The organism is Dyella sp. (assembly GCF_035503745.1).
GTDB lineage: Bacteria > Pseudomonadota > Gammaproteobacteria > Xanthomonadales > Rhodanobacteraceae > Dyella_B.
The window spans coordinates 37,706-63,940 of the sequence record NZ_DATJTC010000002.1; the positions used below are offsets into that span (position 1 = coordinate 37,706).

Annotated in this window: 25 protein-coding genes; 8 read left to right on the forward strand and 17 right to left on the reverse strand. The window is 66.2% G+C overall.

The annotated features are described in order from the left end of the window. Nucleotides 1-125 precede the first annotated feature (125 nt). Nucleotides 126-836: a ComF family protein gene (locus VME63_RS00365; RefSeq protein WP_325429090.1), complete on the forward strand. Its 711-nt coding sequence runs from the start codon at nucleotides 126-128 to the stop codon at nucleotides 834-836. A 10-nt stretch (nucleotides 837-846) separates the two neighbouring features. On the opposite strand, the gene ubiA is transcribed toward VME63_RS00365, so the two are convergent. Continuing rightward, nucleotides 847-1,746 (reverse strand): 4-hydroxybenzoate octaprenyltransferase, encoded by a 900-nt coding sequence (gene ubiA, locus VME63_RS00370; RefSeq protein ID WP_325429282.1) that lies wholly within the window; start codon nucleotides 1,744-1,746, stop codon nucleotides 847-849. A gap of 262 nt (nucleotides 1,747-2,008) precedes the next feature. Here ubiA and VME63_RS00375 point away from each other — a divergent pair, with 262 nt between their 5' ends. Then, entirely contained in the window at nucleotides 2,009-2,383 is a 375-nt protein-coding gene (locus VME63_RS00375) for a VOC family protein (protein ID WP_325429092.1), read from the forward strand. A 15-nt stretch (nucleotides 2,384-2,398) separates the two neighbouring features. On the opposite strand, the gene ilvA is transcribed toward VME63_RS00375, so the two are convergent. The 11 genes from ilvA to VME63_RS00430 form a co-directional block, all read right to left on the reverse strand. Further along, nucleotides 2,399-3,964 (reverse strand): threonine ammonia-lyase, biosynthetic, encoded by a 1,566-nt coding sequence (gene ilvA, locus VME63_RS00380; RefSeq protein ID WP_325429094.1) that lies wholly within the window; start codon nucleotides 3,962-3,964, stop codon nucleotides 2,399-2,401. Beyond that, complete coding sequence (ilvN, locus tag VME63_RS00385) at nucleotides 3,961-4,200, reverse strand: acetolactate synthase small subunit (RefSeq protein WP_325429096.1); 240 nt, start codon at nucleotides 4,198-4,200, stop codon at nucleotides 3,961-3,963. The genes ilvA and ilvN overlap by 4 nt, the downstream gene beginning before the upstream one ends. 27 nt (nucleotides 4,201-4,227) lie before the next feature. Further along, on the reverse strand, nucleotides 4,228-6,102 hold the full coding sequence (gene ilvB / locus VME63_RS00390) for a biosynthetic-type acetolactate synthase large subunit (protein WP_325429098.1): 1,875 nt from the start codon (nucleotides 6,100-6,102) through the stop codon (nucleotides 4,228-4,230). Between the two features lie 64 nt (nucleotides 6,103-6,166). Next, nucleotides 6,167-6,481: a hypothetical protein gene (locus VME63_RS00395; RefSeq protein ID WP_325429100.1), complete on the reverse strand. Its 315-nt coding sequence runs from the start codon at nucleotides 6,479-6,481 to the stop codon at nucleotides 6,167-6,169. A gap of 81 nt (nucleotides 6,482-6,562) precedes the next feature. Further along, complete coding sequence (ilvC, locus tag VME63_RS00400) at nucleotides 6,563-7,579, reverse strand: ketol-acid reductoisomerase (RefSeq protein WP_325429102.1); 1,017 nt, start codon at nucleotides 7,577-7,579, stop codon at nucleotides 6,563-6,565. Then, a complete protein-coding gene (gene ilvD / locus VME63_RS00405) occupies nucleotides 7,576-9,288 on the reverse strand; it encodes a dihydroxy-acid dehydratase (RefSeq protein ID WP_325429104.1) in 1,713 nt (570 codons plus the stop codon). Before ilvD ends, ilvC begins: the two co-directional genes overlap by 4 nt. Nucleotides 9,289-9,299: 11 nt before the next feature. Beyond that, nucleotides 9,300-10,391, reverse strand: a complete 1,092-nt coding sequence (gene leuB, locus VME63_RS00410) for a 3-isopropylmalate dehydrogenase (protein WP_325429106.1) — start codon at nucleotides 10,389-10,391, stop codon at nucleotides 9,300-9,302. Continuing rightward, nucleotides 10,388-10,972 (reverse strand): 3-isopropylmalate dehydratase small subunit, encoded by a 585-nt coding sequence (leuD, locus tag VME63_RS00415; protein ID WP_325429108.1) that lies wholly within the window; start codon nucleotides 10,970-10,972, stop codon nucleotides 10,388-10,390. Before leuD ends, leuB begins: the two co-directional genes overlap by 4 nt. Further along, nucleotides 10,969-12,381, reverse strand: a complete 1,413-nt coding sequence (gene leuC / locus VME63_RS00420; protein WP_325429110.1) for a 3-isopropylmalate dehydratase large subunit — start codon at nucleotides 12,379-12,381, stop codon at nucleotides 10,969-10,971. The genes leuD and leuC overlap by 4 nt, the downstream gene beginning before the upstream one ends. Further along, nucleotides 12,378-13,382, reverse strand: a complete 1,005-nt coding sequence (locus VME63_RS00425; protein WP_325429112.1) for a branched-chain amino acid transaminase — start codon at nucleotides 13,380-13,382, stop codon at nucleotides 12,378-12,380. The genes leuC and VME63_RS00425 overlap by 4 nt, the downstream gene beginning before the upstream one ends. Beyond that, nucleotides 13,379-14,986 carry a 2-isopropylmalate synthase gene (locus VME63_RS00430; RefSeq protein ID WP_325429114.1) on the reverse strand — a complete coding sequence of 536 codons (1,608 nt, stop codon included), beginning with the start codon at nucleotides 14,984-14,986 and terminating at the stop codon, nucleotides 13,379-13,381. The genes VME63_RS00425 and VME63_RS00430 overlap by 4 nt, the downstream gene beginning before the upstream one ends. 612 nt (nucleotides 14,987-15,598) lie before the next feature. On the opposite strand from VME63_RS00430, the gene pssA reads away from it, so the two are divergent. After that, nucleotides 15,599-16,996: a CDP-diacylglycerol--serine O-phosphatidyltransferase gene (gene pssA / locus VME63_RS00435; protein ID WP_325429116.1), complete on the forward strand. Its 1,398-nt coding sequence runs from the start codon at nucleotides 15,599-15,601 to the stop codon at nucleotides 16,994-16,996. Here the strand turns inward: pssA and VME63_RS00440 are convergent. Further along, nucleotides 16,980-17,591: a GNAT family protein gene (locus VME63_RS00440; protein ID WP_325429118.1), complete on the reverse strand. Its 612-nt coding sequence runs from the start codon at nucleotides 17,589-17,591 to the stop codon at nucleotides 16,980-16,982. The two genes, pssA and VME63_RS00440, sit on opposite strands and share 17 nt — an antisense overlap. Nucleotides 17,592-17,595: 4 nt before the next feature. Then, nucleotides 17,596-17,802: a YdcH family protein gene (locus VME63_RS00445; RefSeq protein ID WP_325429120.1), complete on the reverse strand. Its 207-nt coding sequence runs from the start codon at nucleotides 17,800-17,802 to the stop codon at nucleotides 17,596-17,598. Nucleotides 17,803-17,908: 106 nt separating this feature from the next. Here VME63_RS00445 and ttcA point away from each other — a divergent pair, with 106 nt between their 5' ends. From ttcA to VME63_RS00470, 5 genes are all read left to right on the forward strand, one after another. Continuing rightward, nucleotides 17,909-18,793, forward strand: a complete 885-nt coding sequence (gene ttcA, locus VME63_RS00450) for a tRNA 2-thiocytidine(32) synthetase TtcA (protein ID WP_325429122.1) — start codon at nucleotides 17,909-17,911, stop codon at nucleotides 18,791-18,793. Between the two features lie 55 nt (nucleotides 18,794-18,848). Next, nucleotides 18,849-20,048: an amino acid aminotransferase gene (locus tag VME63_RS00455; protein WP_325429124.1), complete on the forward strand. Its 1,200-nt coding sequence runs from the start codon at nucleotides 18,849-18,851 to the stop codon at nucleotides 20,046-20,048. Between the two features lie 158 nt (nucleotides 20,049-20,206). Next, complete coding sequence (locus VME63_RS00460; RefSeq protein ID WP_325429126.1) at nucleotides 20,207-21,124, forward strand: recombination-associated protein RdgC; 918 nt, start codon at nucleotides 20,207-20,209, stop codon at nucleotides 21,122-21,124. Nucleotides 21,125-21,253: 129 nt separating this feature from the next. Then, nucleotides 21,254-22,021 carry a M48 family metallopeptidase gene (locus VME63_RS00465; RefSeq protein WP_414648178.1) on the forward strand — a complete coding sequence of 256 codons (768 nt, stop codon included), beginning with the start codon at nucleotides 21,254-21,256 and terminating at the stop codon, nucleotides 22,019-22,021. Between the two features lie 114 nt (nucleotides 22,022-22,135). Then, nucleotides 22,136-22,708 carry an isoprenylcysteine carboxylmethyltransferase family protein gene (locus VME63_RS00470; protein WP_325429128.1) on the forward strand — a complete coding sequence of 191 codons (573 nt, stop codon included), beginning with the start codon at nucleotides 22,136-22,138 and terminating at the stop codon, nucleotides 22,706-22,708. A gap of 8 nt (nucleotides 22,709-22,716) precedes the next feature. Here the strand turns inward: VME63_RS00470 and VME63_RS00475 are convergent, their stop codons facing one another. From VME63_RS00475 to VME63_RS00485, 3 genes are all read right to left on the reverse strand, one after another. Further along, nucleotides 22,717-23,133 (reverse strand): GFA family protein, encoded by a 417-nt coding sequence (locus tag VME63_RS00475; protein WP_325429130.1) that lies wholly within the window; start codon nucleotides 23,131-23,133, stop codon nucleotides 22,717-22,719. 2 nt (nucleotides 23,134-23,135) lie between these two features. Continuing rightward, a complete protein-coding gene (locus VME63_RS00480) occupies nucleotides 23,136-24,125 on the reverse strand; it encodes an alpha/beta fold hydrolase (protein WP_325429132.1) in 990 nt (329 codons plus the stop codon). Nucleotides 24,126-24,206: 81 nt separating this feature from the next. Next, nucleotides 24,207-26,063 (reverse strand): M1 family metallopeptidase, encoded by a 1,857-nt coding sequence (locus VME63_RS00485; protein ID WP_325429134.1) that lies wholly within the window; start codon nucleotides 26,061-26,063, stop codon nucleotides 24,207-24,209. Nucleotides 26,064-26,235: the final 172 nt, after the last annotated feature.

Consider the following 26,235-nt stretch of genomic DNA (forward strand, 5'->3'; position numbering starts at 1 on the left):
GATGCCAAACCCGCTACCATCCGGCCTCTGTCCATCCCAAGGAAAGGATTCGTGGCTACAGACCAGGGCGGTATGCCGCGCGCACGCATACCCAGGTTGCGCGGTTAGGCCGGCACTCCCACTGCATGAGCGCGGCAAAACATCTGCTGGATGCCTGGCACCGCTGGCTGCTGCCATGGCGCTGCCTGCTGTGCGGCGACGCGGGCATGGACGGCATCGACCTTTGCGCCGCCTGCATCGCCGAATGGCCACGCAACACGCCATGCTGCGCACGTTGCGCATTGCCCTTGCCCGCATCGGCGCCGCAATGCGGCCGCTGCCTGCTCAAGGCGCCGCCGTGGGATGCGGCGTGGGCGCCGTTCCGCTATGCATGGCCGCTGGACCGGCTGGAAACGCGTTTCAAGTTCGGCCGCGATCTCGCCGCGGGCCGGGCGCTGGCGCAGGTGTGGCGGCATGAAACCCCGCGCGCGCTGCCGCAGCTCATCTTGCCGGTTCCGCTGCATCCGCGGCGACTGCGCCAGCGCGGCCACAACCAGGCGCTGGAATTGGCCCGGCCGCTGGCGCGCTCGCTGCGCATTCCGTGCCGGTGGGACGTGCTGCAACGCGTACGACATACCGACGCGCAAACCAGCTTGACGGCGATCGAACGGCGCCGCAATTTGCGCAACGCCTTTGCCCTGCGCAAGGGTGCGCAGCTACCCGCGCACGTGGCCGTGCTGGACGATGTCTTCACCACCGGGGCGACGCTCGCCGAATGCGCGGCTGTGCTCAAGCGGGCCGGCGTGGCGCGGGTCGATGTATGGGCGCTTGCGCGAGCGCCGATACCCGGTCGCTAGCATCGAAAATTCAACGCACGGCCACGGCCACGGCCAGTGCGATGCCGATCCACAAGGTCAGGCCCACCCAGTTGTTGTGCCGGAATGCGGCCAGGCATGCGTCGCGCTCGCGATGGCGGATCAGCCACTGCTGCCAGCCGAACAGTCCCGCGCAGGCCGCCACCGCCAGCCAGTAGGGCCAGCCGAGGTGCGCGCGGGTGCCAATCATCGCCAGCGCCACCATGAAGGTGCCCATCAGTACGCCGATGATCAGAAGATCCGCGTCGCCGAACAGGATCGCGGTGGAGCGCGCGCCGGCCTTCAAGTCGTCCTCGCGGTCGACCATCGCGTATTCGGTGTCATAGATCACCGACCACAGGATGTTGGCGATGAACAACAGCCAGCCCAACGGCGGCACGCCGTTGCCCACCGCGGCGAACGCCATCGGGATCGACCAGCCGAATGCCGCGCCCAGCACCACCTGCGGCAGATCGGTATAGCGCTTGGTGAACGGATACAGCGCCGCCAGGCCCGCGCCAATGAAAGAGAGTTTGATGGTCAGCGGATTGGTCAGCAGCACCAGCAGGAAGGCGAACGCCAGGAGGGCGGCGAACACGATCAGGGCTTGGCGTGGCGTGATCCGTCCGGCCGCGATCGGCCGTCCAGCCGTCCGTGCGACCTGGGGGTCGAGCTTGCGGTCGGCGAAATCGTTGATCGCGCAACCCGCCGCGCGCATGGCGAACACGCCCAGGGTAAAGATGATCAGTGGCTTCCACGGCGGAAAATCGCCAGCCGCCAGCCACAGCGCCCACCAGGTCGGCCACAGCAGCAGCAAGGCGCCGATCGGCCGGTCCATGCGGGTCAGTACCAGGATATCGTGCGCTTTCTGGCGGTGGCGTTCGGGCAGCGGACGCAGCAGCCCATCCAGCACGCGGGCGGCACGGGTGGAGCTGTCGGCCGGCTTTTGCGCCTTGCGCACCGTCGGCGTGGCGGCGGTGCGCGTGCGCGTGGAGGTCGGCGCCGGGGGATTGCGCCGGGGGCGCTTGCGGGAAGTGGGAGACATTGACCAAGTGTAGCGTGCCGCTCCGGCCCGGAAACGGTGCGTTGTCCCACCAGGCGCGCGGGGGGAGTACATTGCCCCTGCCGGTGCGATCAGTCTAGGATCGTGCACCGTTTTGGGGGGTGGGGTGTTCATGGTCTCGTCAATCAGTCACATTGCACTGATCGTGCGTGACCCTGCGCGTACCGCAGAGCTGTTTGCCAGCGTCCTTGGGGCTCAAGTCGTGGCCGATTGGCCCGACGGCAACGGCCATCAGCAAAGTTGCGCCAGGTTGGGCGGCGTGTGGTTCCTGCTGCGGCAGGGCACGGGGCCCTCGTGCCGCAACGGCGACCACATCGCACTTGGCGTGAGTCGCGATGAGCTGGCGGTCTGCGCGGACAAACTGGCCACCTCCGACGTCGAACACTTCATGGCGCGAGAAGACACCGCGCTGTACTTCATGGATTACGACAACCACGTGTTCGAGCTGGACGCGGGCCGGTCGTTCGACGACATGCTGGACGCCTGACGCAAACGCCGCGCCTTACGCGCGCAACAGCAGTCGATAAGCCGGATTGTCGCTTTCGTCGATGTGCGGATAACCCAGGCTGTCGAGAAACCCCCCGAGCAGGGCATGCTCGCTGGGCGGCACCTGCATGCCGACCAGGATGCGCCCGTAGTCGGCGCCATGATTGCGATAGTGGAACAGGCTGATGTTCCAGTCCGGATGCATGCGCTCCAGGAAGCGCGCCAGCGCCCCGGGGCGTTCGGGAAAGTCGAAGCGATAAAGCCGCTCATCGCGCGCCAGCGGCGAGCGTCCGCCGATCATGTGGCGAAGGTGCAGCTTGGCCAGTTCATCGTCGGTGAGATCCAGCACCCCGAAACCGTTCGCGCGAAAGGCCTCGGTCAGCGCTTCGCGTTCGCCGCGCTGGCCAGTCTGCACACCCACGAAGATGTGCGCCGCCTGCGCATCGCCGATGCGGTAATTGAACTCGGTGATCGCATGCTGCCCCAGCGCGGCGCAAAAACGCCGGAAACTGCCGCGTTGTTCGGGAATGGTCACCGCAAACACGGCCTCGCGCTGCTCGCCCACTTCCGCGCGTTCGGCGACGAAGCGCAAGCGGTCGAAATTCATGTTGGCGCCCGATACCACCGCCACCAGCGCGCCGCCCTTTGCGCCATGCGCGGCGACGTATTGCTTGAGCCCCGCCACCGCCAGCGCGCCCGAAGGCTCGGGGATGCTGCGGGTATCCTGGTAAATGTCGCGGATCGCCGCGCAGATGGCGTCGGTATCCACGCGCAGCACCTCGTCCACGTATTGCCGGCACAGCGAAAACGTCAACGTGCCGACCTGCTTGACGGCGGTGCCGTCGGCGAACAGGCCCACGTCGTCCAGGACCACGCGTTCGCCCGCGTCGAGCGCGCGCGCCATCGAATCGGCATCGCTGGCCTGTACGCCAATGACCCGGATATCGGGCCGGCGCGCCTTGATCACCGCGGCGACGCCCCCGATCAGTCCGCCGCCGCCGATCGGCACGAATACGGCGTGCAGGGAGCCGGGGTGCTGCGCCAGCAATTCCAGCGCAATGGTGGCCTGGCCGGCGATCACCTCCAGATCGTCGAAGGGATGCACGAAGGTGGCGCCGAGCGCATCGCGCAGGCGTTGCGCCTGGGCTTGTGCGTCGCTGTAGGAGTCCCCCGCCAGCACGACCTCGGTATGGCGCCCGCCCAGGCGGCGCACGGCGTCGACCTTTACCTGCGGCGCGGTCACCGGCATCACGATGGTGGCCTGGACGCCCAGCCGCGCGGCCGCCAGCGCCACGCCCTGTGCATGATTGCCGGCGGACGCGGCGACCACGCCGCGCGCGCGCTGCGCGGGATCGAGTTGCGCCATGCGGTTGTAGGCGCCGCGCAGCTTGAACGAGAACACCGGTTGCTGGTCCTCGCGCTTGAGCAGCACGGTGGCGCCCAGCCGTTCGGACAGCAGCGAGGCCGGTTCCAGCGCGGTGTGGTGCGCCACCTCGTACACGCGCGCCGCTTCGGCGCGCCGCAATACCGCTGCGGCCGTCAGCACGGTTTCGGTTTCGCCGGATGCAAGCCTTGCATTCATGGTTGCGCGGGATGCTCCACCTGCAGCACGTCGACCAGTTTGCGCGTCTGCTGCAGGATCTGGGTCAGCTTGGCGTCGTCGCCGCGCACGGTGAGCGTGAGCCGCGAGACCGCCGGATCATGGGTGGCCGCGACCGTCAGCGTGTCGATATTGTGGCCGCGCGCCGCGAACAGCCCGGCGACGCGAACCAGCGCGCCGGCTTCGTTCTGCAGCAAGATGGAAAGCGTGTGTTGCATGGCCTTGGCTCCGGTGATTCGGGCGGGTTAGAAGCTGTCGGTGGCGGCCGCGTCGCCGGCGTGCGAGGCGTGCCGTGCGGGGATGAATGGGCCGGTGATCATCTGCGAGTAGTTGCTGCCCGGGCCAACCATCGGATACACGCCGGCATCGGGATCGATCATCACTTCCAGGAAGGCGGGGCCGTCGAAGTGCAGGAAATCGGCGATGGTGGAGGCCAGTTCCGCCGGGTTTTCCAGGCGCCGCGACCAGGTGAATCCATCGGCCTCGGCGGCGCGGACGAAATCCTTGCGATGCAGGCTTTTGTCCGATGAGGCGAAGCGTCCCTTGAAAAACAGCTTCTGCCACTGCCGCACCATGCCGTCGCCGACGTTGTTGAGCACCAGGATCTTCACCGGCAGGCCGTAGGTGGTGACCGTTTCCAGCTCGCCCAGGTTCATGCGGATGCTGGCGTCGCCGTCGATGTCGATTACCAGCGCATCGGGCCGCGCCAATTGCGCGCCGATCGCCGCCGGCAGGCCGAAGCCCATCGTGCCCATCGAACCGGAGGTCAGCAGATGGCGTGGCGCACGGAAATCGAGATATTGCGCGGTCCACATCTGGTGCTGGCCCACGCCGGTGGTGACGATGGCGCGGCCCTGCGCGTGGCGATTGATTTCCTCCAGCACCGCGTATGGCTGGATCAGCGTGCTGGCGTGGTCGTAGTTCATCGCGTGCGTGCGCTTGAGTGCGGCGACGTGTGCGTGCCAGTCGCCCAGCGACAGGCGCACGCGATGGTCCTTGCCGTATTGGATCAGGCGCTGCAGCGCGCGGTCCAGCGGGCCCACGTGATGCCAATGGGTCTGCTTGACCTTGTCGATTTCCGCCGGGTCGATGTCGATGTGCGCGATGAACTTTGCGTGCGGCGCAAACTGCGCCGGTACGCTGGCTACGCGATCGTCGAAACGCGCGCCCAGCGTCAACAGGAAGTCGCAATCGTCCACCGCATAGTTGGCGTAGGCGGTGCCGTGCATGCCCAGCATGTGCAGGGCCAGCGGCTGGGTGGTGTCGTAGCCGCCGATGCCCATCAGTGTGGTGGTGACGGGCAGGCCGAATGCATCGACGAACGCCCGCAACGCAGGTGCCGCACCACCGGCGATGACGCCACCGCCGGCATAGATCAGCGGACGCTTGGCATGCGACAGGGCGTCGAAAAATGTCGCGCAGTCGGCGTCGTCGAGCATCGCGTGTTCGACGGTGCGCAGGCGGGCGCGATAGCCGGGCAGCGGCAGTTCGCCTTCGCCCTCGAAGCGGATCAGGGCGTTCTGCACGTCCTTGGGAATGTCCACGACCACCGGCCCCGGCCGTCCGCTGCGCGCGATGGTGAAGGCGGTGCGCAGGGTGGCTTCCAGTTGCGCCGTTTCGGTGATCAGGAAGACATGCTTGGCGCACGCGCTCATGATGTTGCTGATCGGTGCTTCCTGGAACGCGTCGCTGCCGATCGCCTGGGTGGCGACCTGGCCGCTGATCACCACGATCGGTATCGAATCGGCCATCGAATCGCGCACCGGGGTCACCATGTTGGTGGCGCCGGGGCCGGAGGTAACCACGGCCACGCCGACCTTGCCCGACGCGCGCGCGTAGCCGGCGGCCATGAAGCCCGCACCCTGCTCGTTGGCGGGCACGATCAGCGGCATCGCTTCGCGGCCGTCGGCGCGCGCATGCTCCACGTTGTGCCGGAACACCGCATCGTAGACCGGCAGGATCGCGCCGCCGGAGTAACCGAACAGTACCTCGACACCTTCGTCGGCCAGCACTTGTACGACGATGTCCGCGCCGCTCAGGTCCTTTCCTGCGAGCGGGTGACGCGCGGCGCGCGGATCGGCGTCGGCGGCGAACGATGGTTTCGGCAGTGGCGTGTTCACTTCTGTCCCTTGGTGTTTTTTGCAATGCGCGTTGCGCTGTTGTTGGATCAATGCCGGCCGCGCGCTACGCATCGACCGGTATGCCGTACGTCTGCACGATGCGCTCGTCCTGCGCACTGGCACAGAAGTGTTCCCATTCGATCCCGTTCACGTCCTGCGTGCTGGTAAAGCCTTGCGCGGCTTCGTCTTCGAAGCCGACATGGCGCAGCTGGCCGGCGCGCTCGGGGTGCCGGTTGATCGAAAAATTCAAAAGCTCGGTGCGCCACATCGCGTACTTGCCCGCCACCACCGCGTTGGGGCGTTGCCCCAGGCGCGTGCTGTAGTCGGCGATGGAAGCGTCCAGGTCGCGTACGGCCAGGGCGATGTGAAAGCGTTTCATCGACAATTTCCCTGTGTAAAAAGGGCCATGCGGCGCTCTTCCTGCCGGAGGGATGGGGGTGAGGAAGAGCGCCGCATGGATTTAACCGGCCTTCTTCAACGGTGCGGGCTCGGACTTCGCGCCGGCTTGCAGCCATGGCATGCGCGCGCGCAGCTTGGCGCCGACCTGTTCGATCGGATGATCCAGGTCCGCCTGCTTGAGCTTGGTGTAGTTGGGCAAGCCCGCGTTGTATTCGGCGATCCAGTTGCGCGCGAAAGTGCCGTCCTGGATGTCCCGCAACACGCCCTTCATGCGCTCCTTGGTGGCGCTGTCCACCACGCGCGGGCCGCTGACGTAGTCGCCGTATTGCGCGGTCTCGGAGACAAATTGCAGCATGCGCGTGATGCCGCCTTCGTAGAACAGGTCCACGATCAGCTTCAGCTCGTGCAGTACTTCGTAATAGGCGATCTCCGGCTGGTAGCCCGCTTCCACCAGGGTCTCGAAACCCTTGATCACCAGTTCGCTGGCGCCGCCGCACAGCACGGCCTGCTCGCCGAAGAGATCGGTTTCGGTTTCTTCCTTGAAATCGGTCTTGATCAGCATGGCGCGCGCGCCGCCGATGCCGGCGGCATAGGCCTTGGCTTTTTCTTCGGCGTGGCCGGTGCTGTCCTGGTGCACGGCATACACGCACGGCACGCCGCGGCCGCGTTCGTATTCGCTGCGCACCAGCGCGCCCGGACCCTTGGGCGCGACCAGGATCACGTCGATGTCGCTGCGCGGCTCAATTTGCTTGAAGTGCACGTTGAAGCCGTGCGCGAACAACAGCGCCGCGCCGGGCTTGATATTCGGCGCGATCGATTCGGCGTACAGCTTCGGCTGCACCATGTCCGGCGTCAGCACGGCGACCAGGTCGGCGCCGCGCACCGCCTGGGCCGCTTCCACGACGTGGAAGCCATCGGCGACGGCTTTGCTCCAGGTGGGGCCGTTCGGGCGTAGGCCGATCACGACATCGAGTCCTGAATCCTTCAGATTGAGGGCGTGGGCGCGGCCCTGGCTGCCGTAGCCGAGAACGGCGATGCGCGCCTTGGCCAGCGTGTCGGTGGTGGCGGTGCTGCTCATGCGGTAACTCCTGCTTGGGTGTCTTGCGTGGTTGAAGGGGAAGGCGGAACGGCAACGGCGGTTTTCGGATGGGTGGTGGCGCCATCGGACGCCGAACCGACCAGACGCGCGTATTTGGCGAGCGCGCCGTGGGTGACCTTGGCGGCGGGCGGCGTCCAGTGCGCGCGGCGGCTTTGCAGGTCGGCATCGGTGCGCAGCTCGCGGCGGTCGCCGTCGATAACGATGCGGTCGCCATCGCGCAGCAGCGCGATCGGGCCGCCGCGCGCGGCTTCCGGTGCAATGTGGCCCACCATGAAACCGTGGGTGGCGCCGGAGAAGCGCCCATCGGTGATCAGGCCGACATCATTGCCAAGGCCGCGACCGACCAGCGCCGCGGTGACGCCGAGCATTTCGCGCATGCCGGGGCCGCCGGCCGGACCTTCGTTGCGGATCACGATGACGTCGCCCGCCTTGATGCGGCCGCCCTGCACGGCGGCGAAGGCTTCTTCCTCGCTTTCGAACACGCGCGCGACGCCTTCGAAGTGATTGGCGCCTTTGCCGGCGAGCTTGAGGATGCAGCCTTCGGGCGCGAGATTGCCGTAGAGAATCGAATAGCCGCCGCGCGGTTTCAGCGGCTGGCGCACCGGATGCACCACGTCCTGTTGCTCGGCGCGCGGGGCGGCGGCGCATTCTTCGAACAGGCTGCGGCCGGTGACGGTGGGACGATCTTCAAGCATGCCCGCGGCGATCAACTCCTGCGCCACGCGCGCGCTGCCGCCTGCGCCAAACAGTTCCACCGCGGTATAGCGGCCGCCCGGCAGCAAGTCGGCGATCACCGGCGTGTGCACCGAGGCCGGTTCGAAATCCTCGATCGTCCATGGCACGCCCGCTTCGCGCGCGATCGCCAGCAAGTGCAGCACGGCGTTGGTGGAACCGGCCGTGGCGGCGACCATGCGCGCGGCGTTGCGGAACGCGGTGACGTTGAGAATATCCAGCGGCTTGCGCTGCTGGCGCAGGCAATCCATCACCAGCTCGCCGCAGCGGAAGGCGGCGTGCGTTTTGGCCGGATGGGTGGCGGGAATGTCGTTGAAGCCCATCGGCGACAGGCCCAGCGTCTGCATCACCATCGCCATGGTGTTGGCGGTGAACTGGCCGCCGCAAGCGCCGGCACCGGGGCAGGCGTCTTTTTCGACGGCGGTGAGTTCGGCATCGTCGATCTTGCCCGCGCCGTGCGCGCCGACCGCCTCGAACACCTGCTGGATGGTAATGGGATGGTTGTCGTGCGTGCCGTGCGCGATGCTGCCGCCGTAGAGCGCCACCGCGGGAATGTTCAGCCGCGCCATCGCCATCGCGGCGGCGGGAATGGTCTTGTCGCAGCCGCACAGCACCACCATCGCATCGAGGCAATGGCCGTCCACGGCCAGCTCGATCGAATCGGTGATCACCTCGCGGCTGATCAGCGAGGCGCGCATGCCGGGCGTGCCCATCGCAATGCCATCGGTCACGGCAATGGTGTTGAATTCGATCGGCGTGCCGCCCGCGGCGCGGATGCCGGCGGCGGCGTGCTCGGCCAGTTCGCGCAGATTCAAGTTGCACGGGCTGACGTTGGACCAGGTGTGCACCACGGCCACCAGCGGTTTGGTGATGTCGCCATCGTTGAGGCCGGTGGCGCGCAGCATGGCGCGCGCGGGGGCGCGGTCGGGGCCGGTTTTGATCAGGTCGCTACGCATCGTGCCCTCGCTCAGCCGCACGCGCGCAGGCCGCACAGAAAGGCCGGCGTGGCTACGTCGTCCAGCGCCTGGATCACCGCGTCGCGGATCTCGGCGGTGCCGGCCTTGCCGCCGATGTCGCGGCTGTGCGGACCGTTGCTGAGCACGTGGCTCACGGCCGCCTCGATGGTGGTGGCTTCCACGTCCAGTTCCAGCGAGTGGCGCAGCAGCAGCGCGGCGGAAAGAATCGCGCCCAGCGGATTGGCGGCGCCCTGGCCGGCGATATCCGGTGCCGAGCCATGGATGGGTTCGTACAGGCCGACTTTGCCGTCACCCAGCGAGGCCGAGGGCAGCAGGCCCAGCGAGCCGGCCAGCGCGGCGGCTTCGTCGGTGAGGATGTCGCCGAACAGGTTTTCGGTGACGATCACGTCGTAGCGCGAGGGTTGCGTCAACAGCAGCATCGCCATCGAATCGACCAGCTGGTGTTCGAGCTTCACGTCCGGGTATTGGGCCGCGATGCGCGTGACGGTGCTGCGCCACAGGCGCGAGGTTTCCAGCACGTTGGCTTTGTCTACCGAGGTGACGTGCTGGCGGCGCTCGCGCGCCAGTTCGAAGGCGCGGCGCGTTACCCGCTCGATTTCGGCGACGGTGTACTTGCATTCGTCGGTGGCGGCGTCAGCGGTGCGGGTCTTGGCGCCGAAGTAGGCGCCGCCGGTCAGTTCGCGCACGAACAAGACATCGACATTCTTGAGCTTTTCGTTCTTCAGCGGCGACAGCGAGGCCAGCGCCGGATGCACCTGCAGCGGGCGCAGGTTGGCGAACACGCCCAGCGCCGCGCGCAAGGCCAGCAGGCCTTGTTCGGGGCGCACTTTGGCCTGCGGATCGGACCACTTGGGGCCACCCACCGCGCCCAGCAGTACGGCATCGGCCTGCTTGCACGCGGCCAGCGACGCGGCCGGCAGCGGCTCGCCCGTGGCGTCGATGGCGCAGCCGCCGATCGCGTGCGATTCAAATTCGAACGTGTGGCCGCTGCGCTCGGCGACGGCTTTCAGTACGGCAACGGCCGCGTCGGTAACTTCCGGACCTACGCCGTCGCCGGGCAGGGTAACGATACGCGCCTTCATGCCGCTTTCTCCTGTTGTTGTTCGTAATGAGCGATGGCCGCCTCCTGCTGCAGCAGAAAGCCGAGCTGATCGACGCCGTTGAGCAGGCAATGCCGTGCGAACGGCTCAAGCTGGAAACGGATGCGTCCGCCGTCGGGCAACTCGATGGTTTGCTCGCGCACGTCGATGGACAGTTCCACGCCGGGGTTTTGCAGCAGCCAGCGGTGTTCGGCTTCGTCCAGCACAATGGCGAGCAGGCCGTTCTTCAGCGCGTTGCCGCGGAAGATGTCGGCGATCTCGCTGCACAGCACCGCCTTGATGCCGTAGTCGAGCAAGGCCCACGGCGCGTGTTCGCGCGAGGAGCCACAGCCGAAATTGCGCCCGGCGACGAGGATGCCGCAGCCGCGGGCTTCGGATTTGTTGAGCGGAAATGCCGGGTTGTCGCTGCCGTCCTGGTTGTAGCGCCAGTCCTCGAAGCAGTGCTTGCCCAGGCCGCTGCGCTCGGTGGTGGTGAGGAAGCGCGCCGGGATGATGCGATCGGTGTCGATGTTCTCATCGACCAGCACGGCGGTGCGCGAATGAATGCGGGTGATGGGCTTCATGCGGCCACCTCCGTCAGGTATTGGCGTGGATCGGCGATCGCGCCGGCGATGGCCGAGGCGGCGGCGGTGGCGGGACTGGCCAGCACGGTGCGCGCGCCCTTGCCCTGGCGACCTTCGAAATTGCGGTTGGACGTGCTGACGACCAGCTGCCCCGGCTGTGCGAGATCCCCGTTCATGGCGATGCACATCGAGCAACCCGGGATGCGCCATTCCGCGCCGGCGGCGAGAAATACTTCGTGCAGGCCTTCGCGTTCGGCATCGCGGCGCACGGCTTCGGAGCCCGGCACCACCAGCATGCGCACGCCCTGGGCGACCTGTCGGCCGCGCAATACGTTGGCCGCTTCGCGCAGGTCCGAAAGGCGCGAGTTGGTGCAGCTGCCGATGAACACGACGTCCACGGCAGTGCCTTGCATCGGCTGGTTGGGCTTGGCCTGCATGTAGTCGAGCGCGCGCTGTTCCGGCGCGTTGCGTGCGGCCGGTACCGGCTTGTCCATCGCGATCGCCATGCCCGGATGCGTACCGTAGGTGACCGTGGGACGGATCTGGCTGGCGTCGATGCGCACCTGGCGGTCGTAGACCGCGTCCGTATCGCTGCGCAGCGCGCGCCAGCGAGCGACGGCCGCGTCCCATGCTGCGCCCTGCGGCGCACCGGGGCGGCCTTTGAGCCAGGCGAAGGTGGTGTCGTCCGGAGCGATCAGTCCGGCGCGCGCGCCCGCTTCGATCGACATGTTGCACACGGTCATGCGCTCTTCCATCGACATCGCTTCGATGGCTTGGCCGCGATACTCCAGTACGTAGCCGGTGCCGCCATCCACGCCGATCTCGCCGATGATGTGCAGGATCAGGTCCTTCGCGCCGACCCCGCGCGGCAGCGTGCCATCGACGTGGATGGCGAAGGTTTTCGGCTTGCGTTGCAGCAGGCACTGCGTAGCCATCACGTGGCCGACCTCGGTGGTGCCGATGCCGAACGCAAGCGCGCCGAACGCGCCGTGGGTAGAGGTGTGGCTGTCGCCGCAGACGATGGTCATGCCCGGCTGGGTGGCGCCCAGTTCCGGACCGATCACGTGCACGATGCCGCGGTCCTGGCTATCCCAGCCGTACAGGCGCACGCCAAATTCGCGGCAGTTCACTTCCAGTTGCGCCACCTGCGCCTTGGCTTCGGCGTTGGCGTAGGGGCGTTCACCGTCCGCGCTCGGCGGCAGCGTGGGCGTGGAGTGATCGAGCGTGGCCAGCGTGCGGTCGGGGCGGCGCAGTGTCAGGCCGCGCGCGCGCAGTTCGCTGAAGGCCTGCGGCGAGGTGACTTCGTGCACCAGATGCAAGTCGATGTACAGCACCGAGGGGGTGGCGTCGGTTTCGGGTGCGACGACGTGGCCGTCCCAGATTTTTTCGAACAGCGTACGGGGACTCATGTCGCGGCCTCCATCGTGGCCTGGCTTTGTTGAGGCGTGCGGCCGTGACTGGCCGCATTTTGATTTTCGCGGTCGGCGGCGAGCGCGCTCGATACGTGCGTGAGCCAGCCGTAGCGGTCCTGCGTGCGACCATCGAACAGGCCGAAGAAGGCATCGCGCAGCGCGCGCGTGACCGGGCCGGGCGTGCCGTTGCCGACCTGCTTGCGATCGACCGAACGTACCGGCGTGATTTCCGCGGCGGTGCCGGTCATGAACACTTCGTCGGCCCAGTACAGCGCCTCGCGCGGCAGATCGCGTTCTTCCACCGCGATGCCCAGGTCGTCGGCGAGCGTGATCACCGTGTCGCGCGTGATACCGGACAAAATGCCCGCGCTCGACGGCGGCGTGAGCAGCTTGCCGCGCTTGACCAGGAACAGGTTCTCGCCCGCGCCCTCGCTCAACAGGCCGTTGTGGCCCAGGGCAATGCCTTCGTCGAAGCCGCCGCGGCGCGCTTCCAGCCCGATCAGCTGGCTGCTGAGGTAGTTGCCGCCGGCCTTCGCCCAGCTCGGCAAGGTGTTCGGGGCGGGGCGATTCCACGAGGACACGCACACATCCGCGCCGGTTTCGGCGGCGTCGCCCAGATAGGCGCCCCATTCCAGCGCGAGGATCGCGACGTCGACGGGCGCGCCGTCCCTGGGGAGTACGCCGAGCCCGCCGGCGCCGCGAAAAACGATGGGGCGTACATAGGCCGAAGCCATGCGGTTGGCGCCAATCAGTTCCACGCACGCTTCGTCGATCTGTTGCTCGGTGTAGCCGATCTCGATGTCGTAGATGCGCGCCGATTCGAACAGCCGGCGCGTGTGATCGGCCAGGCGGAAATACGCCGGGCCGTCCGGCGTGTTGTACACGCGCTCGCCCTCGAACACCGAGGAGCCATAGTGCAGGGCGTGCGCGCTGACGTGGACGGTAGCCTCGGCCCAGGGCTTGATGCGCCCGTTGTGCCACAGGAACGGCGTGTTCATGCGGAAGCTCCTTGTGACGTGGGGATCTGGGCAGGGCGTTGGCCGGGCTGCCGTTCGATGCGGTTGACGATGGCGAGCGCGGCGTGCGCGGTCGCCTCGATGATGTCGGTGCTGACGCTGCTGCCGCTCCAGTCGCGCTCGGCGTGGCGCGCGGTGAGCCGCGCGTGGCCCTGCGCATCGCCGCCTTCGCTGATGGCGCGGACCTGGAAGCGCGTCAGCACCATGTCGGTGCCGGTGGCGCGCTCGATCGCGCGCAGCACGGCGTCCACCGGACCGTCGCCGATCGCCGCTTCGCCCACCACGCGGCCGTCTTCGTGGCTCAGCTTCACCGTGGCCGAGGCGCTGCCGCCCAGGTGCGAATGGGTGTTGAGCAGGTCCAGGTGCCACGGGCCCTTGGCATCGGGATCCTGACCCAGCGCGAGCGCCTCGAGGTCCTCGTCGCGGATCTCGCGCTTGCGATCGGCCAGCGCCTTGAAGCGCGCGAAGATCTCATCCATCGCCGCCTCCTCCACCGCGTGGCCGAGCGCCTGCAAGCGCTGGCGCAGGGCATGGCGGCCCGAATGCTTGCCCAGCACCAGTGTCGTTTCGGCAATGCCCACATCTTGCGGGCGCATGATTTCGTAGGTGCTGCGATGCTTGAGCATGCCGTGCTGGTGGATGCCCGATTCGTGCGCGAAGGCGTTCTCGCCCACCACCGCCTTGTTGCGCGGCACGGCCTGTCCGGTGATCTGCGTGAGCAGGCGCGAGGTGGGGTAGAGCTTGCGCGTGTCGATGCCGGTGTTCAGGCCAAAATGCGGTGCGCGGACCTTCAGCGCCATCACGATTTCTTCCAGCGCCGCATTGCCGGCGCGTTCGCCGATGCCGTTGATGGTGCATTCGACCTGGCGCGCACCCGCACTGACCGCGGCAAGGCTGTTGGCCACGGCCATGCCGAGGTCGTCGTGGCAATGCGCGGAAAATACCGCCTTGTGCGCGTCGCGCACGTTTTTGCGCAGATAGGTGAACAGTTCCACCATTTCGGCCGGCGTGGTGTAGCCGACCGTGTCGGGCGCGTTGAGCGTGGTCGCGCCGGCGGCGACGGCGGCGCTGAACACTTCGACCAGGAAATCCGGTTCGGTGCGCAGTGCGTCCTCGGCGGAAAACTCCACATCGGCGCAGTATTTGCGCGCGCGTTCAATCGACGCTACCGCAGTGTCGAGCACCTGCGCCTTGCTCATGCCCAGCTTGTGCTCGCGATGCAGCGGACTGGTGGAGAGGAACAGATGGATGCGTGAGCGATGCGCCTGTTCCAGCGCGCGCGCGGAGGTGTCGATATCGCCGTTCTGGCAGCGTGCGAGTGCGCACACGGTGGTGGTGCGCAAGGTGCGCGCGATTTCCGCCACGGCGGCGAAATCGTCCGGCGAAGCCTGCGGAAAACCCGCTTCCAGGATGTCCACGCCCAGCGTTTCCAGCGCTTGTGCCATGCACAATTTCGCGCGCCGGTCCATGGAAAAACCCGGTGCCTGCTCGCCGTCGCGCAGGGTGGTGTCGAAAATGCGTACGCGGTCCTCGGCGTTGTCGCCGGCTTCGTCCTGGTGCTTGGGTGGTGTCGTTTCGGTGGTCATGCCTGGCTCCGTTTGGACGGTGCCGAGGGCAACAAAAAACCCCGCATCCTGGTGGGTGCGGGGTTCTTCGGGGTATCTAGGTCAGTTTTGCTTTACCTGGACACGCGCCCTCAGCCCGCACCTCCGTTGGTAATAAGGAGTACGAGTACAAGGGAAATAAGAAGGAGGCCGGCAAACGGCAGCGTGTCCGTAACCGTCGGGGGACGGATCGCTCGGGTCACGTAGCGGTGGCTGTTGCGCTGCGGCATGTCGTTGACCCTAAGGCACCGTTCATGAGGCTGTCAACCATTTTTTTATGAAAAATTTTCCGAATTGCCAATTCGCACACGTACGGACGGCTGGACGTCCATATGTACCAACGTGTTTCGTATTTATTCGTTTCAAAAGAAACCAATAAAAAGTAGCGCGCGATGTAGGCACGATTGCCAATTTGCCGGTCGCGCATGCATCCATCGGGGCCCAATGAGGCGACGAGCACGGCGCATGCAGGGGCTGACATGCGGTCGGATGATCCCGAGTCTGTTGCTGGCGTCGGCTGTCCCGCAGCAATGTGCGTTAGGCAGCGCGGCCCCGCCGGATTGAGCTCTGGAGAGGACTCGGTACCATAGCGACATGAATGTTTCCCGCCTCTTGACGCCTCGTCGCCTGACTCGGCGGTTGTTGCCGTTGCGCCGTTTCCTGCGTCCGCAACTGAATGCGCTGCACGCCTTTGCGGTGCCGGCCGATGGCATCCGCGTGCTGGACGGCCCGGCCGCGTTCCGCGCGGCGCTGCTGGCGTCGATCGCGCGGGCGCAGCGGCGGATCGTGATCGTGGCGCTGTACCTGCAGGACGATGACGTCGGCCGCGAAGTGCTCGATGCGCTGTATGCGGCAAAGCGCGCCAATCCCGCATTGGCAGTGGAAATCTATGTCGACTGGCATCGCGCCCGGCGCGGACTGATCGGCCATGCCGACAGCGATGGCAATGCCGCGATGTATCGCCAGTACGCCGCGCGCTTGGGCGACGGCGTGGCGATCCACGGGGTACCGGTGCAAAACCGCGAAGTGTTCGGCGTCCTGCATCTGAAAGGTTTCGTGATCGACGACGAAGTGCTCTACAGCGGCGCCAGCCTCAACGAGGTTTATCTGGCCCGGCACGGACGCTACCGGCTCGATCGCTACCATCTGCTGCGCCATGCGGGCCTTGCCGATAGCCTGGCCGGCTTCGTGCACCGGCATTTCAAGGGCAGCGACGCGGTGATCCGGCTGGACCGGCCGCCGTTGCCGCCCACCCGCGAGCTGCAGAATCCGATCCGGCACCTGCGCCGGCAATTGCAACGGGCGCATTACCAGGTGCCGCACGAGGCGTTGCCGGACGGGGCGGTGGCGGTGACGCCGCTGGTCGGCTTCGGCCGCACCGACAACCAGCTCAACGATGTGCTGCTGGCGTTGCTGCGCGACACGCGGCGGCGCGTGGTGCTGTTCACGCCCTACTTCAACCTGCCGCGGCCGGTGCGCGCGGTGCTGGGCCACTTGCTGCGCCGCGGCTGCAGCATCGACATCATGGTGGGGGACAAGACCGCGAACGATTTCTACATTCCACCCAGCGAACCCTTCCGTAAGACCGGCTTGCTGCCGTATCTATACGAAAGCAATCTGCGCCGCTTTCTGCGACTGCATCGCACGCACGTCATGCGCGGCCAGCTCAATGTCTGGCTGTGGCGCGACGGCGATAACAGTTATCACCTCAAGGGCCTGCTGATCGACGAGGAGGTCGCCGTGCTCACCGGCAACAACCTCAATCCGCGCGGGTGGGGGCTGGACCTGGAGAACGGTCTGCTGTTGCGCGATCCCGCGCATCTGCTGACGGCGCGTCACGAAGCGGAGTGGGCCGCCCTGCGCCGCCACGCCACCCGGTTGGACGATTACAGCGCGCTGGACAATCCGCGCCACTATCCGCCCCAGGTGCGCCGGCTGCTGCGCCGGCTCAGCCGGGTGCGGCTGGACCGGTTGCTCAATCGGCTGCTTTGAGCGCGTGCAGGCGCGCCAGGCGCATCTGAAGCCAGCGCGATACGTCCGGCCACTCGCTGGCGATGATCGAATAGCACACCGTATCGCGCAGGGTGCCGTCGGGACGGCGCTTGTGGGCGCGCAGCACGCCATCGCGATGGGCGCCCAGGCGTTCGATCGCGCGCTGCGAGTCTAGATTGCGGCCGTCGGTGTGCAATTCCACCGCCACGCATTGCAGGCGCTCGAAGGCGTGCTGCAGCAACAGGCGCTTGCAGGCGGTGTTCAGGTGGCTTTTCTGCCAGCGCCGGGCGTACCAGGTGTAGCCGATGGCGATACGCGGCAGCGCCGGATCGAATTCGTAGAAGCGGGTAGTACCGACGATCTCGCCGCTGCTTTTTTCGCGCACGGCGAACGGCAGCATGGTGTTGGCGGCCAGGCCATCCAGCGCTTTCTGGATGTAGGCCGGGGCCTGCCCGGGGGCCGGGGCGCTGGTAAACCACAGTTCCCACAGCTGGCCATCCGCGGCGGCCGCTTCCAGGTCGGAGGCGTGATGCGGGGCGAGGGGTTCGAGCAGGACGTGCTCGTCCTGGAGTGAGACCGGAGTCAGGGTGGGCATCGGATCAGGCGTCGAGGTCGGGAATCAGCTTGCTTTCCAGCCGCGCGATGGTGTCTTTCAGCAGCAGCTTGCGCTTCTTCAGGCGGGTGATCTGCAGCTCGTCGCTGCCCAGCGAGTGACCCATCTGCTCGATTGCCGCGTCCAGGTCGCGATGCTCCTGGCGCAGTTCGGCCAGGAGATGGACGATCTGGGACTGATCCTGGGCCTGCATGGGGGCAATCAATCGCTTGGGCGGCGGAAGATAGCCAATTGTAGCGCGCAAAAATGGCGGGAGAGAGGCAGGTACACTATGCGCTTGCCCGTCCGACGCTGTGCCCATGTCCGCCCATCCCGACCTCATTCCTTCGGAACCCACACGCAAGCAGGCCTACGAGGCCGGCAAGCTGGCCAAGCGCCTGCGCCATCAGGTGGGTCAGGCGATCGCCGACTTCAACATGATCGAAGACGGCGACAAGGTGATGGTGTGCCTGTCCGGCGGCAAGGACTCCTACACGATGCTGGACGTGTTGCTGTCGCTGCAGGCCAAGGCGCCGGTGCGCTTTGAGCTGGTCGCGGTGAACCTGGACCAGAAACAGCCGGGCTTTCCCGAGCACGTGCTGCCGCAGTACCTCAGCGAACGCGGCGTGCCCTTCCACATTATCGAGCAGGACACCTACAGCACCGTGACGCGGGTGATTCCCGAGGGCAAGACCATGTGCAGCTTGTGCTCGCGACTGCGTCGCGGCGCGCTGTACACGTGGGCGGCGGCCAACGGCGTCAGCAAGATCGCGCTGGGGCATCATCGCGACGACATCCTCGGCACGTTTTTCCTGAACCTGTTCTACCAGGCCAGCCTGAAGGCGATGCCGCCGAAATTGCGCTCGGACGACGGGCGCCATGTGGTGATTCGCCCGCTGGCCTATTGCAAGGAAAGCGACATCGCCGACTACGCGGCGCACAGGCAGTTTCCGATCATTCCCTGTAACCTGTGCGGCTCGCAGGAAAACCTGCAGCGCAAGGCAGTCGGCCGCATGCTGCATGAATGGGAACGTACCCACCCCGGACGCAGCGAAACCATTTTCCGCGCGCTGGCGAATGTGGCACCCTCCCAGCTTGCCGACCGCCGGCTGTTCGACTTCGCGAATTTAGGTTCGCGCGAAGGCGCCCATCGCGCCGACGCGCATGGCTGGCTGGCAGGAGCCGAAAGCGACGGCCAGCATTGATCTTCCAGCGGACGTTTGGACGTCCATCCATCCATTTATCACATCGAGTAAAGCCGTGTCCTCCTTTGCATCCGTTGAAATGACCCCGGGCGATCCGATCCTGGGCCTTACCGAGGCGTTCGTGACCGATACGCGTCCGGGCAAGGTCAATCTGGGCGTGGGTATCTACTACGACGAAACCGGCCGCATTCCGCTGCTCAACGCCGTGCGCGAAGTGGAAGAGGCGCTGGCGCGCGAGGCCAAGCCGCGCGGCTACCTGCCGATCGACGGCCTGCCGGCCTACAACCAGGCCACGCAGAAACTGGTGTTCGGCGCCGAGTCGCCGCTGCTGGCGGCCGGCCGCGTGGCGACCTCGCAAACCATCGGCGGCAGCGGTGCGTTGCGCGTGGGCGCGGAATTGCTGCGCAAGGCGCTGCCCAACGCCAAGGTCGCCATCAGCACGCCGAGCTGGGAAAACCATCGCGTGGTGTTTGCCGCGGCCGGTTTCGAGGTGCTCGACTACGCTTACTATGATGCCGCCACGCACGGCCTGGATTTCGCGGGCATGCTCGCCGATCTTGGCAAGCTGGAGCCCGGCACCGTGGTGCTGTTGCACGCGTGCTGCCACAACCCCACGGGTGTGGATCTCACCGTCGAGCAGTGGAAGCAGGTGGTCGCGCAGGTCAAGGATCGCGGCCTGGTGCCGTTCATCGACATGGCGTACCAGGGCTTCGACAAGGGCATCGATGAGGATGCCGCGGCGGTGCGCCTGTTCGCCGAGTCGGGCATCGAATCGTTCGTGGTCGCCAACTCGTATTCGAAGTCGTTCTCGCTGTATGGCGAGCGCGTGGGCGCGTTGTCGATCGTGGGCGCCAACCGCGAGGAAGCGCTGCGCGTGCAGTCGCTGGTCAAGCGCATCATCCGCTCGATCTATTCCAGCCCTTCCACGCATGGCGGTGCACTGGTGGCCGGCGTGCTCAACAGTGTCGAGCTGCGCGCGATGTGGGCGAAGGAGCTTACGCAGATGCGCGAACGCATCCACGCCATGCGCGCAGGCATGGTGGAGAAGCTGGCCGCCAGCGGTGCACCGCAATTTGGCTTCATCCAGCAGCAGGCAGGCATGTTTTCCTATTCGGGCCTTAGCAAGGCACAGGTGGACCGCTTGCGCGAAGAGCACGCCATCTATGCGATCGGCACCGGTCGCATCTGCGTGGCGGCGCTCAACCAGGGCAACCTCGACAACGTGGTTGCGGCGGTCGCCGCGGTTATCCGCTGATTCCCTGTAACCGGTGCTCCCTCCCCTGCGTGCAGGGGAGGGTTGGGGTGGGGTAAAGCAATCTTGCGTCCAGGCTGGTGCAAGACACCCCCACCCAGACTCCCGCTGCAAGCAGGGGGAGGGGCTAAAACAAACGCACGCATCACGACAAGGTCTTCATGTTTTTCCGCAACCTCACGCTGTTCCGCTTTTCTCCCGCCGTTGCCGAAGATCTCAAACGCCTCGAAGAGGTGTTGGGCGAGCATCGGCTGCGTCCGTGCGGCCCGATGGAAATGGGTACGCGCGGCTTCGTGCCGCCGGTCGGGCGCGGCGAAGATGCCGCGATGACGCACCTCGTCAACGCTTGCACGTTGCTCACCACCGGTAGCGAGGAAAAGCTGCTGCCTGCCGCCGTGATCAACGACGAGTTGCAGCGCAAGGTGCAGAAGATCGCCGAAGAAGAAGGCCGCAAGGTCGGCGGGCGCGAGCGCAAGCGCATGAAGGAAGACCTGCTCAACGAACTGTTACCGCGCGCGTTCGTGCGCAGTTCGCGCATGTCCGCCTACGTCGACCGCAAGCATGGCTGGCTGGTGCTTGACACCGCCAGTCGTAAATCCGCCGAAAACGCCTTGACGCAGGTGCGCGAGGCGCTCGGCAGTTTTCCCGCGGTGCCGCTTGCGCCCGAGGAAGGTCCGCGCGTGTTGATGACCGACTGGCTGGCCGGCGGCAAGCTGCCCGGCGGCCTGGTGCTGGGCGACGAATGCGAACTGCGCGATCCGGCCACCGCCACCGGTGCCATCGCGCGCTGCCGCCGCCAGGACCTGGACGCGGAAGAGGTCAAGGAGCATCTGCGCAACGGCAAGCAGGTGTTCCAGCTGGGCCTGGTGTTCGACGATCGCATCAGCTTCGTGCTGGGCGAAGACCTGGTGGTGCGCAAGCTGAAGTTCCTCGATGCGGTACTCGACGAGCTCGGCGACGGCCAGCAGGATGCGGCCGCCGAGATGGACGCCCGCTTCGCCCTGCTGACCCTGGAACTGGAGCGTTTGCTGGCCAAACTGGAAGAATGGTTCGGCCTTCCCCGTCCCACTGACAGCTGAGACGCGCGCCAGGCCGGGCTTCCCGCCGGCTAGGCAAAATAGCCCTTGCGCGGGGCCCCCGCCGCCCCACATTCTGCTTGCAACCGGGGGTTATTTCGGCCCCCGGCGGTAGTACCGAAGGGCAGGATCATGGCGTACCTCGACGGCGACTGGCTGGAGCTGGCCACACCCAGCGGCAACACGATTCGCGTGCTCAAAGCGGCGCACCCGCGGGCGCGCCGGCTGCGTCTTACCGTTTCGCCGAAGGGCGCGCGGATCACCTATCCGCAGGGCACCCATCCGTCGCAGGTCAACGCATTCCTGCGCCACAACGCGGATTGGCTGGAAAAGAAACTGGACGAGCTGAACCTCGTCATCGAACCGCTGCCGCCGCTGCGCGTGGGTACGCCGATCGAATTTCCCTTCCGTGGCGAAACCACCACGCTGGACTGGGCCGAAGGCGCCTATCCGCGCGTGATGGCCTTCGAGGGCGGCCTTACGCTGGAAATTCCGCGTCCGCACAGCCGTGCCTTGCCGGTGGCGCGCGGCCTGCTGGCCTCGTATTTCGAAACGCAGATTCGCCGCGACGTATCGCGCTGGCTGGCCGGTTACGTGCCGCAGCTCGGGCTGGCGCCGACCGCCTTGCGCATCCGCCCGATGAAGAGCTTGTGGGGCAGCCTCGATACGCGCGATCGCATCAATCTCGATCTGGCGCTGGCGCTGGCGCCGTCGTCCGCCTTGCGTTACGTGCTGGCGCACGAGCTGTGTCACCTGAAGGTGCGCAATCATTCGCCGCGCTTTTGGGCGCACGTGGAGTCGATCTTCCCCGATTGGCGCGAACAGCGCGACTGGCTGCGCCAGAACGGCGCGATGTTGAAGGCGGAACTGGATCGGCTGATCGCCGACGTCGCCGACTAAGGGCCCGCGCGGCGCACCGGCCGTTTACGCGGTGCTCACCTGTGCTGCACCTGCCAGCGGCTACGCTGCCGTACCGTGTATAACTTCACTTAACTTCAACGCAGGGGAAAGGCGATGCCGTTCGGTACTCTGTTCGTGGGCGTGTGGCTGTTGTGGCTGGGGTACTGGGGCATCAGCGCGCTTGGGGTGAAGCGTGCGGCGCGGGTGGAATCGATGTGGTCGCGCTTTGGCAAATACTGGTTGCCGCTGATCGTGGCGATCCTGTTGTTGCGCGGTTTGCCGCCCTTTCGCAGCGCGCTGCTGAACGAACGCTTCGTGCCCGAGCTGCTGTGGATCGTGTGGCTGGGTTTTTTCCTCACCGTCGTGGGCCTTGGTTTCGCATGCTGGGCGCGCGTAACGCTGGGCCGCAACTGGAGCGGCGTGGTGCAGATGAAGCAGGATCACGAGTTGGTGGTGCGCGGCCCCTACAGCCTGGTGCGCCACCCCATCTACACGGGCCTGCTGTTGGCTCTCTTGGGCACGGTGCTGGCCGTCGGCGTGTGGCGTGCGCTGCTGGCGCTGGCGATCGTGGCCTTGTCGTTCTGGCGCAAGCTGCGGTTGGAAGAGCGCTGGATGTGCGAGTTGTTCGGCGATCAATACCGGCAATACATGTCGCGCGTCAAAGCGCTGGTGCCATGGCTGTTGTAGAGGCTTGATCAGCCTGTGCGCGGCCCGGGCCATTGCGGCCGCGCGGCCGGATCTTCGACGCTCATGCCCGCGCCTTCGGTGGCGCGAACGGGAACCGAGGCGGGGTCGAACCCCGCCAGGCAGAACACGTTGATCCCGAAGTGATCGGGTGCGGCGCGCTTGCGATGAAACACGTAAATGCCGCAGTGCCGGCAGAAGTAATGCCTGGCGCGGTGCGTGTTCCATTGATAGAGCGTCAACGCGTCCTCGCCCTGCACGATGCGCAAATCCCGTTCGGGCACCTTGAGCATCAGCGCGTGGCGCATACGGCACAGCGAACAGTCGCAGGTGGTGAGTTCGGTGACGGTCGCCCGCACGCAAAACCGCACCGCGCCGCAATGGCAGGAGCCATCGAACGACTGCGGCGCGCGATCCTGCGTGGGCATTCCTAGTGCGCCAGCGCGAAGCTGGTCAGCGACTGGGCGAATTCCTGCGGTTTCTCCAGCTGCGGCATGTGATTGCAGCCGTTGAGGATGCTGGTGTTGATCGAAGGCGCATGGGTCAGGCCGTTGCGCAGGCTGTCGAGCGCGGAGATGTCGATGATCTTGTCATCGCGGCACCACAGGCCCATCGTCGGCATGGTCAGCTTGTCCAGGCGATTCTGCAGCGACAGTACCTGCGAATCCTCGCGCAGCTCTCTGAAGGTATTGTCGATAAACGTGTGATTGGCGATGTTTTCCTTCACGAAAACATCGATGAAGCGTCCCGGCACATAGGGCACGTGCAGGAACGCCAGCGACGTCGCACGTTCGAAACCTGCACGATCGTGGTAGACGAAGGGGTCGATGCCGGCCATGACTTGCTTGGCGAAGTCGTTTTCCTTGAACTTCAAGCCGAACGAATCGATCAACGCCAGCTCGGCAACGTCATCGGGATGCTCGGCCGCGTACACGCCGGCGATCGCGCCGCCCATCGAATGGCCCACGAACAGTGCGTGCTGAAGGTGCAGCGTCTGGACGAAATCATTGAGGCGCTCGGCCTGGTTGTCGATGTTGTAGCTTGCGCCGGCGATGCGCGAGGATTCGCCCCAGCCCGGCAGGTCGGGGATGACGACGCGGAAATGCGCGGTGAGCATCGGCGCGACTTTCAGCCACACTTCCTTGTTGGCGGCAAAGCCGTGCAGCAGGACGATGGTCGGACCCTGGCCGCCTTCGTAGTACACCCAGCGCGTGTCGCCGGCCTGCACGGCGTGCTTTTCCAGTTGCGCATTCATCGCCTCGCGCGCCACCTCGGCCTTCATCAGCCATTGCGGCGCGAACAGGTAGCTGCCGCCGAGCAGGACGACAAGCAGCGCGGCGACGATGCCGAGGAATTTCAGCCGGCGCAGCAACAGTCGCTGCCATAGCGGGCGGGCTTGGGGATTGGGTGGCGTGTTCATGATGGCAAGGCTCGTGCGTAGACGGAACTCGATGCCCCACGCCGGTGCGGTTCGCGCCGGCGTGGGGCGTTGTTTCGAACTTCAATGCTGGCCTGGCGTGGCTTTCGCCAGCAAGGTTTCGACCGCCTGCTGCGTCAGCGGGTGATAGCCGTCCTTCGCCTTGGCATACACCTGCCGTGCAAAGGCGAGGCCGTCCAGCGTCGCGCTCAGCGCGCGGTACACCGGCACGGTCAAGTACAAGCGGCCGATGCGCGTCATGTGCTCGGCGGCGGCGGGCCACACGGCTTTGTCGCCCGCGCCGATCGCATGCACGTACCAGCGCATGCCGATTTCCGCATTTGGCGTGCCGGTGAGATGCCATGCCGCATCGAGCGCCTGCATCTTGTCCAGCGGGGGCGTGTTCGGCAGGCCGTCCAGGAAGTACATCCATTCCTGCGTGTTCCAGTCGTGCGCATCGAGTTTGCCGGCCGGCAGCGTACCGGCGAGGAACGTGGCGCGTTCCTTGTCGATCGCATCAAAGCGCGGCGAATCGGGAATCGGCGCGTTCTTGGGAATGCCCGTGCCGTAGACCCAGTCCTGCACTTCGTCCCAGCTCATCTTGCCGGGGTATTTGTCGATCAGGTTGGGCTTGAGGAACGCGAGCATCTGTTCGGTGGTAATGCTCTGGAAAGCGAAGTGGTTGAAGTAGCTTTTCAGGTAATTGTCGAAGGTGGCGCGGCCGAAGCGTTGCTCCAGCGTGCGCAGAAACCAGGAACCTTTGTTGTAGGCGACATCGGAGAGCGAATCGTCGGCGTCGATGCCGCCGGGCTTGGGAGCCAGGCGCTGCGCGTTGGGCGGCAGCGTGGCGATTTCGCGCTGCAGCGCATGGATGTCCAGCAGCGCTTCCTCGTCGGCCTGGCGCTTGCCGTACAGCGCCTGGGTGATGCGGCCCTGCACGTAGGTGGTCACCCCTTCGTTGAGCCAGATGTCGCGCCACGAGGCCGCCGTCACCAGGTTGCCCGACCAAGAATGGGCCAATTCATGCGCGACCAGCGAGACCAGACTCTTGTCGCCGACCAGTACCGTGGGCGTGGCGAAGGTCATGTTCGGATTTTCCATGCCGCCGTAAGGGAAGCTCGGCGGCAGCACCAGGATGTCGTAGCGGCCCCAGCGATACGGTCCGTACAACTGCTCGGCGGTCTGGATCATCTTTTCGGTATCTTCGAACTCGTGCGCGGCCTTGCCGACCACGGAAGGTTCGGCATACACCGCCGAGCGCGGACCGGTTTCCCTCACATCGAGATCGCCCGCGGCGATGGCCAGCAGGTAGGACGGAATCGGGTGCGCCTGATGGAAGTCGAAGCTGCCGTTCAAGGCATGCTTGGGATCATTGGGTGCGCTCATCGCCACGCGCACGTCCTGCGGTGCGCTCACGTGAGCATCGTAGGTGAAACGAATCGCGGGCGAATCCTGCAGCGGCACCCACGAGCGGGCGTGGATGGATTCCGATTGCGAGAACATGAACGGCTGCTTCTTGTCCGCCGTCTGTGCCGGCGGCAGCCATTGCAGGCCCGAGGCGTCGGGCGAGGTGGTGTAGACGATGCGCACCTCGTGCGGATGCCGCGGCGCCTGGATGGTGAGCTTGCTGCCCAGCTGCTTGTCGCGCGGGGCCAGTGCATAGGGCAGCGGCGAGGTTTTGCCCTGCGCATCCACCGCCTGCACGCTGGCGATGTGCAGGTCGCGCGTGTCCAGCACCAGCGAGGCGGCCTTGGGGTTCTTCCAGTCCAGCGTCAGGGTCGCCTGGCCGGCGAGCTGACGGTGCGGAAAGTCCAGCTTCAGGCTCAGATCGAGGTGGGTGACGCGCACCGCGTCGGGCTGGGCGTAGGAATAGGGGTCGTTGGCATAGGCGGCCACAGGCAAGAGCAGGGTGCCTAGGGCCAGGGTGCGGAGCGGGGGCATCGTGCGGCTTCCGGAGCGTTTTGGAAGCGGCGAGTATGCCACTCCCAACCCGGTCCTGCCCCGTGGCGCAAGTCCATCAGCACCGCGCGCGGACGCCGCCGGCCGCAGGTTTCGGGGGCAGCTCCCTATCTGTCGCGCGGCCGGCAGCGGCCTATGTTCAGGCATCGCACCT

Coding starts and splice junctions, on each gene's coding strand:
- pssA (WP_325429116.1), top strand. CDS start 15,599: ATGAATGTTTCCCGCCTCTTGACGCCTCGTCGCCTGACTCGGCGGTTG.
- leuD (WP_325429108.1), bottom strand. CDS start 10,972: ATGAAGCCCATCACCCGCATTCATTCGCGCACCGCCGTGCTGGTCGAT.
- ilvC (WP_325429102.1), bottom strand. CDS start 7,579: ATGAGCAGCACCGCCACCACCGACACGCTGGCCAAGGCGCGCATCGCC.
- VME63_RS00445 (WP_325429120.1), bottom strand. CDS start 17,802: ATGCAGGCCCAGGATCAGTCCCAGATCGTCCATCTCCTGGCCGAACTG.
- ilvD (WP_325429104.1), bottom strand. CDS start 9,288: ATGCGTAGCGACCTGATCAAAACCGGCCCCGACCGCGCCCCCGCGCGC.
- VME63_RS00430 (WP_325429114.1), bottom strand. CDS start 14,986: ATGACCACCGAAACGACACCACCCAAGCACCAGGACGAAGCCGGCGAC.
- VME63_RS00485 (WP_325429134.1), bottom strand. CDS start 26,063: ATGCCCCCGCTCCGCACCCTGGCCCTAGGCACCCTGCTCTTGCCTGTG.
- leuB (WP_325429106.1), bottom strand. CDS start 10,391: ATGAAGGCGCGTATCGTTACCCTGCCCGGCGACGGCGTAGGTCCGGAA.
- VME63_RS00440 (WP_325429118.1), bottom strand. CDS start 17,591: ATGCCCACCCTGACTCCGGTCTCACTCCAGGACGAGCACGTCCTGCTC.
- VME63_RS00365 (WP_325429090.1), top strand. CDS start 126: ATGAGCGCGGCAAAACATCTGCTGGATGCCTGGCACCGCTGGCTGCTG.
- VME63_RS00470 (WP_325429128.1), top strand. CDS start 22,136: ATGCCGTTCGGTACTCTGTTCGTGGGCGTGTGGCTGTTGTGGCTGGGG.
- leuC (WP_325429110.1), bottom strand. CDS start 12,381: ATGAGTCCCCGTACGCTGTTCGAAAAAATCTGGGACGGCCACGTCGTC.
- VME63_RS00465 (WP_414648178.1), top strand. CDS start 21,254: ATGGCGTACCTCGACGGCGACTGGCTGGAGCTGGCCACACCCAGCGGC.
- VME63_RS00480 (WP_325429132.1), bottom strand. CDS start 24,125: ATGAACACGCCACCCAATCCCCAAGCCCGCCCGCTATGGCAGCGACTG.
- VME63_RS00460 (WP_325429126.1), top strand. CDS start 20,207: ATGTTTTTCCGCAACCTCACGCTGTTCCGCTTTTCTCCCGCCGTTGCC.
- VME63_RS00395 (WP_325429100.1), bottom strand. CDS start 6,481: ATGAAACGCTTTCACATCGCCCTGGCCGTACGCGACCTGGACGCTTCC.
- ilvN (WP_325429096.1), bottom strand. CDS start 4,200: ATGCAACACACGCTTTCCATCTTGCTGCAGAACGAAGCCGGCGCGCTG.
- VME63_RS00425 (WP_325429112.1), bottom strand. CDS start 13,382: ATGAACACGCCGTTCCTGTGGCACAACGGGCGCATCAAGCCCTGGGCC.
- VME63_RS00475 (WP_325429130.1), bottom strand. CDS start 23,133: ATGCCCACGCAGGATCGCGCGCCGCAGTCGTTCGATGGCTCCTGCCAT.
- VME63_RS00375 (WP_325429092.1), top strand. CDS start 2,009: ATGGTCTCGTCAATCAGTCACATTGCACTGATCGTGCGTGACCCTGCG.
- ilvA (WP_325429094.1), bottom strand. CDS start 3,964: ATGAATGCAAGGCTTGCATCCGGCGAAACCGAAACCGTGCTGACGGCC.
- ttcA (WP_325429122.1), top strand. CDS start 17,909: ATGTCCGCCCATCCCGACCTCATTCCTTCGGAACCCACACGCAAGCAG.